The organism is Sphingopyxis sp., from assembly GCF_051861155.1.
GTDB lineage: Bacteria > Pseudomonadota > Alphaproteobacteria > Sphingomonadales > Sphingomonadaceae > Sphingopyxis.
This window is the reverse complement of sequence record NZ_JBHYDE010000007.1, coordinates 150,126-165,550: the sequence shown is the minus strand read 5'-3', so window position 1 is coordinate 165,550 and position 15,425 is coordinate 150,126. Positions and strand designations below refer to the sequence as shown.

Annotated in this window: 18 protein-coding genes; 15 read left to right on the top strand and 3 right to left on the bottom strand. The window is 66.1% G+C overall.

What is annotated here, in order from left to right:
• Nucleotides 1-135 precede the first annotated feature (135 nt).
• The 4 genes from ACTIFP_RS13945 to ACTIFP_RS13930 all read left to right on the top strand — a co-directional run bounded on the left by ACTIFP_RS13945 (nucleotide 136) and on the right by ACTIFP_RS13930 (nucleotide 3,231).
• Nucleotides 136-1,536, top strand: a complete 1,401-nt coding sequence (locus ACTIFP_RS13945) for a S41 family peptidase (protein ID WP_439569318.1) — start codon at nucleotides 136-138, stop codon at nucleotides 1,534-1,536.
• Nucleotides 1,537-1,548: 12 nt separating this feature from the next.
• A complete protein-coding gene (locus tag ACTIFP_RS13940) occupies nucleotides 1,549-2,031 on the top strand; it encodes a disulfide bond formation protein B (protein ID WP_439569317.1) in 483 nt (160 codons plus the stop codon).
• Nucleotides 2,028-2,543: a demethoxyubiquinone hydroxylase family protein gene (locus ACTIFP_RS13935; protein ID WP_439569316.1), complete on the top strand. Its 516-nt coding sequence runs from the start codon at nucleotides 2,028-2,030 to the stop codon at nucleotides 2,541-2,543. Before ACTIFP_RS13940 ends, ACTIFP_RS13935 begins: the two co-directional genes overlap by 4 nt.
• 82 nt (nucleotides 2,544-2,625) lie before the next feature.
• A complete protein-coding gene (locus tag ACTIFP_RS13930; protein WP_439569315.1) occupies nucleotides 2,626-3,231 on the top strand; it encodes a hypothetical protein in 606 nt (201 codons plus the stop codon).
• Nucleotides 3,232-3,290: 59 nt separating this feature from the next.
• On the opposite strand, the gene ACTIFP_RS13925 is transcribed toward ACTIFP_RS13930, so the two are convergent.
• Entirely contained in the window at nucleotides 3,291-5,228 is a 1,938-nt protein-coding gene (locus tag ACTIFP_RS13925; RefSeq protein WP_439569314.1) for a prolyl oligopeptidase family serine peptidase, read from the bottom strand.
• Nucleotides 5,229-5,621: 393 nt separating this feature from the next.
• On the opposite strand from ACTIFP_RS13925, the gene ACTIFP_RS13920 reads away from it, so the two are divergent.
• The 11 genes from ACTIFP_RS13920 to ACTIFP_RS13870 all read left to right on the top strand — a co-directional run bounded on the left by ACTIFP_RS13920 (nucleotide 5,622) and on the right by ACTIFP_RS13870 (nucleotide 13,960).
• Nucleotides 5,622-5,942 carry a hypothetical protein gene (locus ACTIFP_RS13920; RefSeq protein WP_439569313.1) on the top strand — a complete coding sequence of 107 codons (321 nt, stop codon included), beginning with the start codon at nucleotides 5,622-5,624 and terminating at the stop codon, nucleotides 5,940-5,942.
• A 52-nt stretch (nucleotides 5,943-5,994) separates the two neighbouring features.
• Nucleotides 5,995-7,338 carry a TldD/PmbA family protein gene (locus ACTIFP_RS13915; protein ID WP_439569312.1) on the top strand — a complete coding sequence of 448 codons (1,344 nt, stop codon included), beginning with the start codon at nucleotides 5,995-5,997 and terminating at the stop codon, nucleotides 7,336-7,338.
• 10 nt (nucleotides 7,339-7,348) lie between these two features.
• The gene (locus ACTIFP_RS13910; protein WP_439569311.1) at nucleotides 7,349-8,140 is read left to right on the top strand and encodes an inositol monophosphatase family protein; all 792 of its coding nucleotides are present in this window, start codon (nucleotides 7,349-7,351) and stop codon (nucleotides 8,138-8,140) included.
• Nucleotides 8,141-8,338: 198 nt separating this feature from the next.
• Nucleotides 8,339-8,707: a 30S ribosomal protein S13 gene (rpsM, locus tag ACTIFP_RS13905; protein WP_439569310.1), complete on the top strand. Its 369-nt coding sequence runs from the start codon at nucleotides 8,339-8,341 to the stop codon at nucleotides 8,705-8,707.
• Between the two features lie 102 nt (nucleotides 8,708-8,809).
• Nucleotides 8,810-9,199, top strand: a complete 390-nt coding sequence (gene rpsK / locus ACTIFP_RS13900; RefSeq protein WP_003040416.1) for a 30S ribosomal protein S11 — start codon at nucleotides 8,810-8,812, stop codon at nucleotides 9,197-9,199.
• Between the two features lie 107 nt (nucleotides 9,200-9,306).
• Nucleotides 9,307-10,365 carry a DNA-directed RNA polymerase subunit alpha gene (locus tag ACTIFP_RS13895; protein WP_039576660.1) on the top strand — a complete coding sequence of 353 codons (1,059 nt, stop codon included), beginning with the start codon at nucleotides 9,307-9,309 and terminating at the stop codon, nucleotides 10,363-10,365.
• 113 nt (nucleotides 10,366-10,478) lie between these two features.
• Nucleotides 10,479-10,901 carry a 50S ribosomal protein L17 gene (gene rplQ / locus ACTIFP_RS13890; RefSeq protein WP_439569309.1) on the top strand — a complete coding sequence of 141 codons (423 nt, stop codon included), beginning with the start codon at nucleotides 10,479-10,481 and terminating at the stop codon, nucleotides 10,899-10,901.
• A gap of 338 nt (nucleotides 10,902-11,239) precedes the next feature.
• Nucleotides 11,240-11,434: a hypothetical protein gene (locus ACTIFP_RS13885; protein ID WP_439569308.1), complete on the top strand. Its 195-nt coding sequence runs from the start codon at nucleotides 11,240-11,242 to the stop codon at nucleotides 11,432-11,434.
• A gap of 124 nt (nucleotides 11,435-11,558) precedes the next feature.
• Nucleotides 11,559-12,146 (top strand): GbsR/MarR family transcriptional regulator, encoded by a 588-nt coding sequence (locus ACTIFP_RS13880; protein WP_439569307.1) that lies wholly within the window; start codon nucleotides 11,559-11,561, stop codon nucleotides 12,144-12,146.
• Nucleotides 12,147-12,267: 121 nt separating this feature from the next.
• Nucleotides 12,268-12,843, top strand: coding sequence for a DUF4166 domain-containing protein (locus tag ACTIFP_RS13875; RefSeq protein WP_439569306.1), 576 nt, complete (start codon nucleotides 12,268-12,270; stop codon nucleotides 12,841-12,843).
• Nucleotides 12,836-13,960 carry a saccharopine dehydrogenase family protein gene (locus ACTIFP_RS13870; protein ID WP_439569305.1) on the top strand — a complete coding sequence of 375 codons (1,125 nt, stop codon included), beginning with the start codon at nucleotides 12,836-12,838 and terminating at the stop codon, nucleotides 13,958-13,960. The genes ACTIFP_RS13875 and ACTIFP_RS13870 overlap by 8 nt, the downstream gene beginning before the upstream one ends.
• Here ACTIFP_RS13870 and ACTIFP_RS13865 read toward each other — a convergent pair.
• Nucleotides 13,943-14,956, bottom strand: a complete 1,014-nt coding sequence (locus ACTIFP_RS13865; RefSeq protein ID WP_439569304.1) for a radical SAM/SPASM domain-containing protein — start codon at nucleotides 14,954-14,956, stop codon at nucleotides 13,943-13,945. The genes ACTIFP_RS13870 and ACTIFP_RS13865 overlap by 18 nt on opposite strands.
• Before the next feature lie 3 nt (nucleotides 14,957-14,959).
• Nucleotides 14,960-15,268 carry a hypothetical protein gene (locus ACTIFP_RS13860; RefSeq protein WP_439569303.1) on the bottom strand — a complete coding sequence of 103 codons (309 nt, stop codon included), beginning with the start codon at nucleotides 15,266-15,268 and terminating at the stop codon, nucleotides 14,960-14,962.
• Between the last annotated feature and the right edge of the window lie 157 nt (nucleotides 15,269-15,425).

Genomic DNA, 15,425 nt, shown 5'->3' with positions numbered 1-15,425 from the left:
GATTCGGGCCGGTTAATCCCCCATTCGGGCGCTGTCCCCTATCGGGATGCACCGCTTGACGCCCGCGCAAATGCGTAGGAGGATGGAGTGCCGGGGTATATAGGATGGGAAATCCCGCCTGACTGAAAGACGCAGATGACCGACTCGATCAAAACGCCCGTGTCTCCGAAGCGCCGCTTTGCGTTGTGGCAGGGTGCCGCCGCGCTCTCGACGCTGGCGCTCATCCCGCTCGCGACCGGTGCGATGGCGAGCGTAGACAGCAAGACGCAAGAAGAAATCTCGCGTTTCATGGACGTCTATCTGGAGGTGAAATCGAATTACGTCGAACCGATCGACGATTCGAAACTGATCGAAGGCGCGATCAACGGCATGCTCGCCAGCCTCGACCCGCATTCGGGCTATCTCGACGCGCGCGGCTTTTCGAACCTGCGCACCCAGACCGACGGTGAATATGGCGGTCTGGGCCTGTCGGTGACGATGGAAGATGGTGTGGTGAAGGTCATCGCGCCGACCGCCGACACCCCCGCCGACAAGGCCGGAATCAAGTCGGGCGACTATATCACCCACATCAACAAGGAACTGATCTTTGGTCTGACGCTCGACGAAGCGGTCGAACAGATGCGCGGGCGTCCAGGCACCAAGATCGACGTCACCATCGTCCGCGAAGGCCAGGACAAGCCGATCGAAATGACGCTGACGCGCGAAGTCATCGACCTGAAGCCCGTAAAATGGGAAGTCAGCGGCGATGTCGGCGTGCTGACCGTCACCAGCTTCTCGGCCGACGCGACCACCGACATGCGCGCTGCGATGATGGCGGTCGAAAAGTCGCTGGGCAAGAAGCCGCGCGGCTGGATCGTCGATCTGCGCTCGAACCCGGGCGGGCTGCTCGACGAGGCGGTCGGGATCAGCGACCTGTTCCTCGAACGCGGCGAAATCGTGTCGCAGCGCGGCCGCCGCAAGGGCGACATCGAACGCTATTTCGCCGAACCCGGCGACCTGGCGGGCGGCGCTCCGGTGGTCGTGCTGATCGATTCGGGGTCGGCTTCGGCCTCCGAAATCGTCGCTGGCGCGCTGCAGGACCAGCATCGCGCGGTCGTGATGGGCGAACGCAGTTTCGGCAAGGGATCGGTGCAGACGGTGCTGCCTCTGTCCGACACCACCGCGCTGCGGCTGACCACCGCGCGTTATTACACCCCGTCGGGGCGCAGCGTGCAGGAGGGCGGGATCGATCCCGACATCCGCGTGCCACAGCTGTCCGATCCCGACTACGCATCGCGGCCGAAATTCCGCGAAAGCGACCTCCGCCGTCACCTCATAAACGAGAAGAAGGTCGACGACGGGTTGCTCGAAAAGGACGAAAAGGCCGATCCGCGCTTTACCGCGACCGCCGCCGACCTGAAAGCCAAGGGGATCGAGGACTTCCAGCTCCACTATGCTTTGCAGACGATCGGGCGGATCAGCCCGGCCGCGCCGCGCATGGCGCAGAGCAGCAAGCCCGCGGCCAAACCGACCGCCAAGCCGACCGCGCGCAACTAAGGGTTCGCCGACATGACCAAATCGCGCCTGACCGCGCCCGCCGTCGCGCTTGCCGCGCCGCTGCTGCTCTATAGCGGCGCGCTCGTGTCGCAATATGGCTTTGGCCTCCATCCGTGCGAGATGTGTTACTGGCAGCGGTGGCCGCATCAGGCGGCGATCGTGCTGGCGTTGCTCGCGCTGCTGCTGCGCGCCAACGACCGGGCGATGCGCGCCCTGACGCTGCTCGCCGCGCTCGCCATCGCCGTCTCCGGCGCGATCGGGATTTACCACGCCGGGGTCGAATATGGCTTTTGGGAAGGCATCACCACCTGCGCGACCGGCGGCGGCGGGCCGGTGTCGCTCGACGCGATCATGAACGCCCCGCTGATCCGCTGCGACACCGCGCAATGGACGCTGGCCGGTATCTCGCTCGCGGGGTTCAACGCGATCTTTTCGCTCGGCGCGGCGGCACTTATCTTGACCTTGCTGCGCCGGAAGACCACATCGACCATATGACGAGCAAGCGCACCGCATCGATGATCCGGGTCGATCAGGCCGGCGAATATGGCGCGACGCGCATCTATGCCGGCCAGCTCGCGGTAATGGGCGACCGCCACCCGATGGCGCGCGAGATCGCGCATATGGCCGAACAGGAAGAGCGCCACCGCAAATTTTTCGACGGCATGGTCGCCAGCCGCGGGGTGCGCCCGACCGCGCTCCAGCCGTTCTGGAACGTCGCGGGTTTTGCGCTCGGCGCGGTGACCGCAGCGATGGCGCCGCGCGCCGCGATGGCGTGCACCGCCGCGGTCGAGACCGAGATCGACCGCCACTACCGCGACCAGCTTGACGAGCTTGGCGACAGCGATCCCGAACTCAGCGCCGCGGTCGCCGATTTCCGCGCCGAGGAACTGGAGCATAAGCAAGCCGCGCTCGCCGCGGGCGCCGAAAGCGCACCGGGTTACCCGGTGCTGAGCCTCGCGATCCGCGCCGGTTGCCGTGCAGCCATCGCGCTGTCGAAGCGTATCTGATAGATAAGGGCCTGCCCGTCCGTTCATGACCGATGCAGGGTCGCGGTGCCAAGCCGCACCAGACAAGACGAAGGAAGATCCGATGACCCGCCTGCCCCTGTTCGCGCTGATCCTGGCCGGTAGTGCCGTCCCCCTGCCCGCCATGGCGCAGGAAGCGACGGTCGATGGCGAAAAGGTCAATCAGGTCGTCGTTTATGGCAATGATCAATGCCCGAAGGGCGCCGCCGACGAAATCCTGGTCTGCGCCAAGCTGCCCGAGGGCGAACGTTACCGCGTTCCCGAGATGTTGCGCGGCAATCCGCTCGACGTGCGCAACGAAGCATGGGCGAACAAGGTCGTCGCGGTCGAACGCATCGGCCGTTTCGGCACCGACAGCTGCTCGCCGACCGGGCTCGGCGGCTTCACCGGCTGCACCCAGGCGCTGGTCGCGGGGGCCAAGGCCGAACGGCAGGCGGCAGACAAGACCGACTGGCAGGCGATGATCGCCGACGAACGCGCCAAGCGCCTTGCGGGCATCGATGCTGCGTCGGACGAGGTCGAGGCCGCGGTGCAGGCCGAGGAACGCGCGCTCGCCGAGCGCCAGAAAGCCGCCGAGGAACTGGAGCGTCAGGCGAGCGGCCAGGCGCCGATGCCGACGGCGCCCGACGAGGCCGACGCCGAGCCGTTGCCGGTCCCGCCGCAGGGCTGACTCCGCACGCCGTCATTGCTTCGCTACGCTCGTAATGGCGATGTGTTTGGCGGGCGCGATCAATTCAGCAGATATTGCTTCCAGAACAGCAGCGACGCCCAGAAATTATAGTCGGCATTTTCCTTCTTGGCGAAGCCATGACCTTCGTTGGTGCCGACCAGATGCCAGGCGGTGCCGTCATTCTTGCGGATCGCGGCGACGATCTGATCGGCCTCTGAGGCGGGAACGCGCGGGTCGTTGGCGCCGGTGACGACGAACAGCGGCTTCTTGATGTCGGCGACCCGGGTCAACGGCGAGATTTCCGTCAGCTTGGCGCGCTGTTCGGGCACGCGTTCGTCGCCATATTCGACGCGGCGCAGGTCGCGGCGGTAATCCTGGGTATTCTCCAGGAAGGTGACGAAGTTGGAAATCGCCACGACGCACAGGTTCGCGCGCAGCTTGGCGGCATAATGGGTCGCGGCGGCATAGCACATATAGCCGCCATAGCTGCCCCCGGTCAGCCCGAAGCGCGCCGCGTCGAGGCCCTTGTCTTTAGCCAGCACATCGAGGAAGGCGCCCATGTCCTTGACGCTATCCTCGCGCTTGAACGGCCCGTTGTCGAGGCTGACGAAGGTCTTGCCGTACCCCGTCGAACCACGGACGTTGGGATAGAAAAGCGCGATCCCCATTTCGTTGAGCAGATAGTTGCTTCGCCCCATGAAGCCCGGCCGCGACTGTGCTTCGGGACCGCCGTGGACGCTCATGATCAGCGGGCGCTTGCCGGGGAATTTGGCGGGATCGGGGCGATAGAGGAACCCCGACACCTCGAGCCCGTCGAAGCTTTTCACCTTCACCAATTGGGGTTCGACATTCTGCGTGACGTCGAGCCCGCCCGTTTCGCTTTCGGTCCAGCGGGTGATCGCCAGCGTTTTGGGATCGACGCTGAACGCATCGGCGGCGCTGCGCGCCGAGGTGAAGGTGATGCCGATTTCGCCCCATGGCGCGATTTCAAGCCCGCCGATGATCCCGGCGGGCAATTTGTCGACGGTGCGCACCGCGCCCGACTTTGGATCGAACAGCCGCAGTTTCGACGTCCCCGCTTCGTTGACGACATAGGCGATGAAGCTGCCGTCGTCGGCGATGTCGAACGTGTCGACATCCCATTTTTCCGCCGGACCTTTGGGGGTGAACTTGCCCGTCGCCGGGTCGAGCGTCCCGAGCCGCTGGAAATCGCCGCCTTCGTCGCTGGTCATCCAGATCGTGCCGTCGGGGGCAAACGTCGCACCGCCGAGCGCCACCGTCTTGCTGTGGTCGCCGATCGGCGTCATCGCACCGCTGGCGAGGTCGAGGCGAAACAGGTCGGCCTTTTGCACCGAGGTGAATTTGCCGACGAGCGCCCAGCTCTTGTCGGCGGCGAAATCGAGCAGCCCCCAGCCGCCCCCCTTGACCTCGGCCACCATCCGCCGCGTCTTGGGATCGCGCGGGTCCATGACGTAAATGTCGCTGTCGCGGCCGTTGCGCAGCGTCGAGGTAAAGGCGACGAGCTGGCCGTCCTTGCTCCACGCATTGAGCCCGTTGCGGCTCTTGCCGTCGGTGAGCAGGTCGAGCCGACCGTTTTTCATCGCATAGATCTGGAAGAACTCGTTGCCGCCGATGTCCTTCTGCACCAGCATCACATCGGCCTTTTGCGGCGCCCAGCTGCCCGACCCGACCGGCTCGGCCTCGAAGGTCAGCTGCTTGCGCGCGCCCATCGGCATCGCGACGCGGTGGAGCTGCGCGGTGTTGCCGAACCGGGTGGCGATCAGCATCGATTTGTCGGCCGGGTTCCAGCCGACAAAACCCGCGCCGCGATTTTCCATATAGGGCCGCGTCGCTGCCGACAGCTCGGCGGGCACCTCGGGAACCCCGTCGGCGATCAGCGCCGCGGGCTTGGGTTCGACCGCCGGCTTGTCGCCCTCGGCGGCCGAGGCGGCGGCGAGCGGCAAGGTCAGGGCGGCGAGAAAGGCCAGATAGCGCATGAAATATTCCCCGTGTTGCATGAAGCAGATAGACTGGATCTAGACGCTACCGGGGGGCGCTTCGGATGCAAGGCTTCGACGAACGGCGCCGCGCGTTCGACCACCGCCCGCCGCGTTTCCGGGGCGCCTTGCCCGTAGGCGATCGGTTCACCGCACCAAATTTGCAGCTTTTTTCGCGATCCGGCGCGATTTGGTTGTGAATCCGGGGTGAATTGAGCGGAATTGTTAACGAATCGGTGCCAGCCTGTCTTGACTTGGGAATATTGGGCTGAAATCGTGGCGTTCTGGGAATCGCCAGCCTAAGGGGGCTGAAAAATGGCATCAGCATTCGGACCGCGCCTGTGGCGGCGCACGTCACCTAGTGTGCCGGCAGCACGGAGTCTTGGCCGCCGAATGACCTGGCACGCCGCGACCGCGCTGGTCGCCTTTGCCGCATTGCAGATATGGCTGGTATCGAGCGCGATCGCCGCGGGCGCCTCGTCGGCACTGATCGTCGTCGCACTGGTCGCGCTGCTCGCCATCGCCGTCCCCGTCGCACGCTCGACCGAGCGGCGCTGGTACCACCTCAGCCGCCAGGCGCTCGCCAGCTGGGGCCTGCACGCGCGCTTTCGCCGCGATGTCCGCCGGCTGTGGGTTGCGGCGCTGACGCTGCCCTTTCTGTGGGTCAGCGGCGCGATGGCCGCCACCGACGCGATTGCCGCGATCGTCAAATAAGCCTGCCGCGACGAAGTTTGACGCCCTGCCGCGCGCCGTATAGGGCGCGGCGATGCTGACCGTTTCCGAAGCCCTCGATCGCGCGCAGTTGCTGTGCGACGCCGCCACCAAGGCCGGCGCCGATGCCGCCGATGCGCTCTATTATTGCAACGCCGCCACGTCGGTTTCGATGCGGCTTGGCGCGCTCGAGGATGTCGAGCGGTCCGAGGGGCAGGATATTTCGCTGCGCGTCTTTGTCGGCCAGCGCAGCGCCAGCGTGTCGACCGCCGACATGGATGCGGGCGAGCTGACCAAGCTGGTCGAACGCTGTGTCGCGATGGCGCGCGAGGCGCCCGAAGATCCCTATGCCGGACTCGCCCCCGAAGAATTGCTGTTCAAGGGCGTGGTGCCCGATTTCGACCTCGATGACGGCAGCGACGCCGATCCGGCGGCGCTGCGCGCGGCCGCGCTGGCGGTCGAAGAAGCGGCGCGCGCGGTCGCCGGGGTGACCAACAGCGAAGGCGGCAGCGCGAGCCACAGCCGCACGCGCTTTGCGCTCGCCACCAGCCATGGCTTTGCCGGGGGTTACGGGTCGAGCGGCCACAGCCTGTCGGCGAGCGTCATCGCGGGCGAAGGCGCCAGCATGCAGCGCGACTATGGCTGGCACAGCGCGCACCATCTGGCCGACCTCGAAAGCGCCGCCGACATCGGCGAGCGCGCCGGTACCCGCGCCGTCGCGCGGCTCAACCCCGGCAAGGCACCGAACGGCAAGGTGCCGGTGCTGTTCGATCCGCGCGTCAGCGGCGGCATCGTCGGCCATCTGCTCGGCGCGATCGCCGGTCCCGCGATCGCGCGCGGCACCAGCTTCCTGCTCGGCAAGGAAGACCAGCTATTGTTCGACAGCGGTATCGTCATCCGCGACGAACCGCACCGGCCGCGCGGTCTGCGCAGCCGCGCCTTCGACGGCGAAGGCCTGCCGACCGCGGCGCGCGATCTCGTCGCCGATGGCAAGATCACCGGCTGGCTGCTCGACACCGCGTCGGCAAAGCAGCTTGGCCTGACCCCGACCGGCCATGCCAGCCGCGGCGGCGGCGCGTCGGGGGTGGGGGCAAGCAACCTGCACCTCGCGGCGGGCAGCGCGACGCCCGCGGCGCTGATGGCGGGCATCGCCGACGGCGTCTATGTCACCGAGCTGATCGGGCATGGCGTCAATCCGGTGACCGGCGATTACAGCCGCGGCGCGTCGGGCTTCCTGATCAAGGATGGCGTCATGGCCGGGCCGATCGCCGAATTCACCATTGCGGGCAATCTGATCGACATGTTTGCGGCGCTGATCCCGGCGAACGACCTGGAATTCCGCCATGGCATCAACGCACCGACGCTGCGTATCGACGGCATGACCGTCGCGTCGAGCTGAGCAGCGACGGATGCCCGGCCGCAACCTCGAAGCCGCGATCGCCGCGACCCGCGAGGTCGGCGACATGGCGATGGCGCGCTGGCGCGGCGAGGGGCAAGCGGTCAATGTCTGGAACAAGTCGCACGACAATCCGGTCAGCGACGTCGACCTGGCGGTCGATGCGCGGCTGAAGGCGGTGCTTGGCGCGATGGTGCCCGAAGCGGGGTGGCTGTCCGAAGAAACCGCCGACAATTCCGATCGGCTGGCGTGCCGAGCGATGTGGTGCGTCGATCCGATCGACGGCACCCGCGACTTCATCCGCGGCCGCCCCGGCTGGTGCGTGTCGGTCGCGCTGGTGATCGATGGCGCCCCGGAATTCGGCATCCTTTACGCCCCCGCGCTCGACGAATTGTGGGTCGCGCAAAAGGGCCAGGGTGCGCAGCTCAACGGCGAGACGCTGCACGCCAGCCGCCGAACCGAGTTCGCCGGATCGCGCGTCCCCGCCGATGCGTTGCCGCGCGTCGACAGCGACCTGGTGATCGTCACCAAGCCGAATAGTATCGCGCTGCGCATGGCGCTGGTCGCCGACGACCGTGCCGATCTGGTGGCAACGCTGCGCTGGGGGTTCGAATGGGACGTCGCCGCCGCCGCGCTCATCGCGACCGAGGCGGGGGCGACCGTCACCGATGCGTTCGGAGCGCCGCTAAAGTTCAACACCCCGCGCGCGCAGGCCTTTGGCGTCATCGCCTGCGCCCCCGGAATCCACGCCGCGGTGGTCGATCGCTTGCACGATCGCGCGGTCGCTCTTACATCCGCATCCTGACGGTCGAAACGCCGGGCAAACCACCGCAGTCGGCTTGACAATCGGCCCGACTCGCCGTAGTTGCGCGACCATTCCGACAGCCTGACCGGACGGCGAAGCGCATCGCGCGCATTCGTGGTCCGTTTTTTGCGTTGGAAATCAGACGCTTTGAGATGGGGCCGATTGCCTACGGCCCTGTGGAGCAGGAGAAAGTACCCAATGGCACGTATCGCGGGCGTCAATCTGCCCACCAACAAGCGCGTGATCATCGCGCTCACCTACATCCACGGCATCGGTCGCAAGACCGCCGTCGACATCGCCACCAAGCTGGGGATCGACCAGACGCGCCGCGTCCAGGATCTGTCCGACGCCGAAGTGCTGCAGATCCGTGAAACGATCGACGCCGACCTGACCGTCGAGGGTGATCTTCGCCGTAACACGGCGATGAACATCAAGCGGTTGATGGACCTCGCCTGCTACCGCGGCCTGCGTCATCGCAAGGGCCTGCCGGTTCGCGGCCAGCGCACGCACACCAACGCGCGCACCCGCAAGGGCAAGGCTAAGGCGATCGCCGGTAAGAAGAAATAAGGTTTGAGCGCGTCCATCCGGGCGCGCTTCCTTATTTCCCCTGCCGGGGCAGCGGCGCATCGCCCGCCACCGGCCATTCAGGATTTAGGTTAGGAATATATCATGGCTCGTGAACCGCAGCGCCTTCGTCGGCGCGAACGCAAGAACATCTCGTCGGGCGTCGCCCACGTCAACGCGACCTTCAACAACACGATGATCACCATCACCGACGCCCAGGGCAACGCGATTGCCTGGTCGAGCGCCGGCATGATGGGCTTCAAGGGAAGCCGCAAGTCGACCCCGTATGCGGCGCAGGTTTGCGCCGAAGATGCCGGCAAGAAGGCCGCCGAACATGGCGTCCGCACGCTGGAAGTCGAAGTGAAGGGCCCGGGCGCCGGTCGTGAATCGGCGCTCCGCGCGCTGCAGGCCGTCGGTTTCCACATCACCTCGATCCGCGATGTGACCCCGATCCCGCACAATGGTGTCCGCCCGGCCAAGCGCCGCCGCGTCTGACGCCTGCTTCGGATGCGCCCCATTTCCGGGGCGGCATCCGTCAAACTCCTAACGCCGGACAAATTGGTCGACCCCCAATTCGTCCCGCCAAAAGCAAAGGGAAGACCATGACTGTCAATATCCGGAACTGGCAGGAATTGAAGAAGCCCAGCAACCTGGAAATCAAGGCTGGCAGCGACGGCAAGCGCAAGGCGACCTTTGTCGCCGAACCGCTCGAGCGCGGCTTTGGCCTGACGCTTGGCAACGCGCTGCGCCGCGTGCTGCTCTCGTCGCTCCAGGGTGCGGCGATCACGTCGATCAAGATCGAGAACGTCCTCCACGAATTCTCGAGCCTGGCCGGCGTGCGCGAAGATGTCACCGACATCGTGCTCAACGTGAAGCAGATCGCGCTCAAGATGGAAGGCGAAGGCCCGAAACGGCTCCAGCTTTCGGCGACCGGCCCCGCAACCGTCAAGGCTGGCGACATCATGGTGTCGGGCGACATCAAGGTGATGAACCCGAACCACGTCATCTGCCACCTCGACGATGGTGCGACGCTGAACATGGAACTCGTTGCCGACACCGGCAAGGGCTATGTCCCCGCGACCGCCAACCGTCCGATCGACGCGCCGATCGGCCTGATCCCGGTCGACTCGCTCTACTCGCCGGTGCGCCAGGTCGCCTATAAGGTCGACAATGCCCGCATCGGTCAGGAACTGGACTATGACAAGCTGAACCTGACCGTCGAAACCGACGGCACGATCACCCCGGAAGATGCCGTGGCCTATGCCGCGCGCATCCTTCAGGACCAGCTCCAGGTCTTCGTCCACTTCGAAGAAGCGATGAACGACAGCGGCATGATCGGCATGGCGGCATCGCCGACCACCGCCGACGAGAGCGATGTCAACCAGCTCAACCGCTTCCTGCTCAAGAAGGTCGACGAGCTCGAACTGTCGGTCCGCAGCGCCAACTGCCTGAAGAACGACAACATCATCTATATCGGTGACCTGGTTCAGAAGACCGAAGCCGAGATGCTGCGCACCCCGAACTTCGGCCGCAAGTCGCTGAACGAAATCAAGGAAGTGCTGTCGTCGATGGGCCTGCGTCTGGGCATGGACATCCCCGGCTGGCCGCCGGAAAACATCGAAGAAATGGCCAAGAAGCTCGAACAAGAGCTGCTCGGTTAATCAGATAGCGCCCCGGTTCGCCGGGGCGTCATCGCCACGGGAATGGGTCGGCCCGCAATCGACCTGGCTTGGGGTACCTCGCACGGCCCCTCTGACAAACGAAGGAATTTATCATGCGTCATAAATCGGGTGGCCGGAAGCTGCAGCGCACCAGCGCGCACCGCACGGCCCTGTTCCGCAACATGTCGGCCTCGCTCATCAAGCATGAGCAGATCACGACGACCGTCGCCAAGGCGAAGGAACTGCGTCCCTATATCGAAAAGCTGATCACGCTGGCGAAGCGCGGTGGCCTGGCCAACCGTCGCCTCGCGATGAGCCGCCTGATGGACGACACCCAGCTGGTCAAGCTGTTCGACACCCTCGCCGAGCGCTACAAGGACCGCAACGGCGGCTATGCTCGCGTGATCAAGGCCGGTATCCGCGCCAGCGACGCGGCGCCGATGGCGATCATCGAACTCGTCGATCGCGACGTCGATGCCAAGGGTCAGGATTCGGGCCCGGTCGAGCAGTTTGACGAGGATATGGCCGAAGCCTGAGCTTCGCGCTGACCGGACAAGATCAGGGGCGGCCGCCGAAAGGATGGCCGCCCTTTTTCGTTTGCGGTGGCGCATTCGCGAGCGTCGCCCGCTCGTCGGTGTACTCGCACATAATAGCACGGCGCATCGCAATGCCGCTGGTGTATCCAAGGGCGGATAACGAGCGAAAGCAACGTCCGCCCGATGCCCGGTGACCGAATAGCAGCGGACTTACCGCGACCGACCCCTGCGGGGACCGAAAGCTTTGGTGCCCGGCTGCGGCGCCTGCGGGTGACCCGCCGCTTCAGCCAGATGCAGCTCGCGGCGGCGCTCGATGTCAGCGTGCCCGCGGTCTCGGCATGGAAAAGGACCGCACCCGGCCGCGCCATGGCCGCGTCGAAGCGCTGGGCGTCTTGCTCGGGGTGTCGGTCGCCGAGCTGCTGGGCAGCGACGGCCGCGAATTTTCGCCCGACATGCTCGCCGAAAGCCGCGCCCACATCGCCCGCGTCGTCGGCACCACGCCCGACAAGGTCCGAATCTTGATCGAGTTTTAGGGCACATTCGGTTGAAGCGCCCTTCGACAGGCGCAGGGCTATAGTTCCATCTGAACAGCGACGCACTGGCAGCTGCCACACCGCCGCCATTGACATTCAATCCTTCATGCCTGATATTTCTGTTATGACAGAAATTATCGAACATGAGTCGAAACTGTCCCCGGCCGCGACCGAGTTCATCCTCCATTGGGGAAACCTTGGCGGGCAGTGGGGGGTCAACCGGTCGGTGGCGCAAATCCATGCGCTGTTGTTCGTGTCCGACCGCCCGCTGCATGCCGAAGAAATTGCCGACATGCTGGGGCTAGCGCGGTCGAACGTGTCGAACTCGATCAAGGAGCTGCTCGGCTGGCGGTTGATCCAGCGGGTGCCGGTGCTGGGCGACCGGCGCGACCATTTCGCCGCCGAAACCGACATCTGGGAAATGGTGACCCGGATCGCGGCGGGGCGCAAGGCGCGCGAGATCGATCCCGCCGAAGCGGCGCTGAAAGCGTGCGTCACGCGCGCGGCGAGCGATCCCGAGCTGAGCGCCGGGGCCAAGGCGCGGCTCGCTGATATGCTCGATTTTGTGACGACGATGAGCCGGTGGCACGACGAGATGCTGAACGTTCCCAAACCCGCGCTGATGCGGCTGATCAAGTTGGGCGCCGGGGTGACGAAGCTGATCAACTGGCGCCCCGGTCGCGGCAAAGACGGCGGCAGGGACGCCGGGTAGGAGACGAATGATGGGGCGGCGATTGGGCTATAGTCACAGGATCAAAGCCCCCTCCCCCAGTTCGCGCGAACAGGGCGGAGAGGACCGCGAAGCCCGCACCGACGACCGCTTTCGCCGCCTTGTGCCACGTGCCGCCTGGGACGCGCTGCCCGCGGATGTGCAGCGGCGTTTTTCCAAGCGGCTGACGGGCATGGCGAGTGCGACCTATCGCGGCGAGATCGTGTGGACGCGGTTGTCGCGTGCGGGCTGGCTCCTCGCCCAGCTGTGCCGCCTGATCGGCGCGCCGCTGCCGCTGGCGGCGAGCGGTCCCGCCCCCGCCGCGGTGGCGGTCAGCGAGGACCGGCAGAGCGGCGGGCAATGCTGGACGCGGCTGTACGGCCGGGCGCGCGGGCATCCGCAGGTGATCCACAGCGCCAAGAGCTTTTCGGGCGCGACGGGGCTGGAAGAGCATATCGGCGGCGGATTCGGCATGGCGCTGACCGTGCGCGCCGAGGGCGATGCGCTGATTTTCACCTCCGACCATTATTTCTGGCGGCGCGGCGGCGTCCGGCTGCAGCTGCCCGGCTGGCTGATGCCGGGGCAAACCGTCGTCACGCACCAGCATCTGGGTAGCGGCTGCTTCGCCTTCGATCTCAAGGTCACGCACCCGCGGCTGGGCGAATTGGTCAACCAGCACGGACTGTTCCGCGATGGCTGACCTGCGCGTCCTGCTGATCGGGGCGACGGGAGTGTTCGGGAGCCGGCTGGCCGAGCGCGCGGTGCTGGAACCCGGCATCGCGCTGACGCTGGCGGCGCGCGACCGGGGCAAGCTCGATGCGCTGGCGGCGCGGCTGGGCGGGCTGGCAGTGCGAGTGCTCGACCGGGAGCGGGTGACCGGCGCTGACCTCGCCGGGTTCGATGTCGTGGTCGATGCCGCAGGGCCGTTTCAGGCGTCGGCGCCGACGGTGATCGTGGCGGCGATCGCGGCGCGGGTTCATTATATCGACCTGGCCGACGGGCGCGCGTTCGTTGCGGCGATCGGTAATCATGATGCGGCGGCAAAAGCCGCGGGGGTCAGCGTGACCTGCGGCGCGAGCTCGATCCCGGCGCTGTCCCATGCGGTGATCGACGCGCTGACCGCCGGGTGGACGGGCATCGACAACATCCGCATCGGCATCTTTCCCGGCAACCGCGCACCGCGCGGGCTGGCGGTGGTGCAGGCGATCCTGTCCTATGTCGGCCATCCGGTGCGCGTGTGGCGCGGCGGCGTGTGGACCGATGTGCCCGGATGGGGGATGACGCAGCGCTGGGCGGTGCCGGGGGTGGGCATCCGCTGGGCAAGCGTGTGCGACACGCCCGAGCAAGACCTGCTCGTCGCGCGCTACGCCCCGCAGGACAGCGCCGAGTTCTTCGCCGGGATGGAATTGAGCCTGCTTCATCTGGGGCTGGCGCTGCTGGCATGGCCGGTGCGCTGGGGGTGGGTACGCAGCCTGCGCCCGGCGTCGCGGCCGTTGCTGGCGATCGCGAAACTTTTGCTGCCATTCGGCAGCGATGTCGGGGCGATGGACGTGACTGTGTCCGGGCAGGATGCGCGCGGCGTTCCCGCCCACGCGCGCTGGACGCTGCGCGCCGACGGCAATCGCGGACCCTATGTGCCCGTGCTCGCGGCGTTGGCGATGCTGCGGCGGTTTCGGGATGGTCGCCCGCCCGAGCCGGGCGCGCGGGTCTGTGCAGGAATGCTGACGCTGGCCGAGTCGGCGAAGGATTTTGCGGCGCTGGGGATCACGACCTGCGGGCAGGCAAAGGATCGCGCCCGCTTAATGCACCAGCTGTAGCTGCGCGCGGGTTTCGAGCAGCTCGTACCAGTTGAGATAGGGCCAGCCATCGGCGTCGTCGACGACCTCCTGCCACAGGCTTTGACACAAGGCGCGCAGGTCGCCGAGCGTCGTCTGGCGGAAGCGGCGGGCGATTTCGGGCAGCGGTTCGCTGCCGAGGCGGCCCAGACGGAGCGACGGGTCCATCGCGTGGCAGATCGGGCTGAGGTCGCCATTTGCCATGACGACCAGCGGGTTGAGGATGTCCGAAAGCCGCGAATGGCCCGCTTCGTCGCCCTCACCCGGCACCACCAGATCGGGCCGCGCAGCGAGCGTTGCGCGGTTGAACAGATCGACATGGATCGCCAGCCGCTCGCCATGGTCGGCCTGCAACGCCAGCGCCGTCAGCCAGGTCCGCGCAAGGATTTCGCCGTCGAGCCCGCCGCCCGCGAGTCCCTCTTGGGCCACGCCGACCATGCCGAGGGGATGCAGCTGGAGGATGCGCGCGCCCTGCGTCACCGCGAACTCGGCCATCCACGGCAGATCGGCCAGGCTGTCGCGGGTCACCGTGTGCGCGATGCCGAAGGGCAGCCCCGCGCCGCGCACGACGTCGAGCCCCTTCAGCATCCGCGCGAAGGCGGTGGGGGACCGGCGGATGCGGTTATGGACCGCCTCGCGGCCGTCGACGCTCACCGCCACCAGATCGAGCAGCGCCAGCGCCGCCGCGCGCCGTCCGGTCAGCACGGTGCCGTTGGTGACCGCGAGGCGCCGCAGTCCCAACGCCTTCGCCGCCGCCAGCACTGGGACAAAATCCTCGTAAAGAAACGGCTCGCCGCCTGAAAAGGCGACCACACCGTAACCTTCGTTCGCGGCCTCCTCCAGAAAACGGATCAGCGCGCCCGCCGGCAATTCTTCGGTTTCACGCGGCCCCGAAGCCGAATAGCAATGCGCGCAGGCGAGGTTGCAACGACGGTTCAGGTGAACCTGAACCGTCTTGCTCGCAATGGCACCGACCAAGGGTCAGTGCCCACGCACCGCGAGATGGACATTGACCAGCCGTTCGGCCGGAATGCCGTTGATGATGACGCTGGGGTTGAGCGTCCCCGCGCCGAGCAGATCGCCGAGGATCGTGCCGATCTTGGTGCGCGGCACCTTGAAATGGACGCTCGCCAGATCCTCGAACGGCGGGATGCCGTTGTCGAGAATGTCGATGATCTGGATGTCGCCGCTCGCTTCGATCTTTGCGACATGCTCGGCAAAGGCCTTCATTCGGCCCTTGTCGAAACGTGCGGAGGAAAATTTGGTCGCTAAGTCGTGGGTCGCTTTCATCGGGAATATCCCTTCAGGTTACGCAGCCCGAACAATTGCGACCCGTGGCTGCGGCGACTCAGGTAAATCGACACGCGATAACTGACAAGTTGGATACCCAACAATACTGTAATTGAAACTCATCTTTAGACCTAAACAACTGATACACTATTATTTC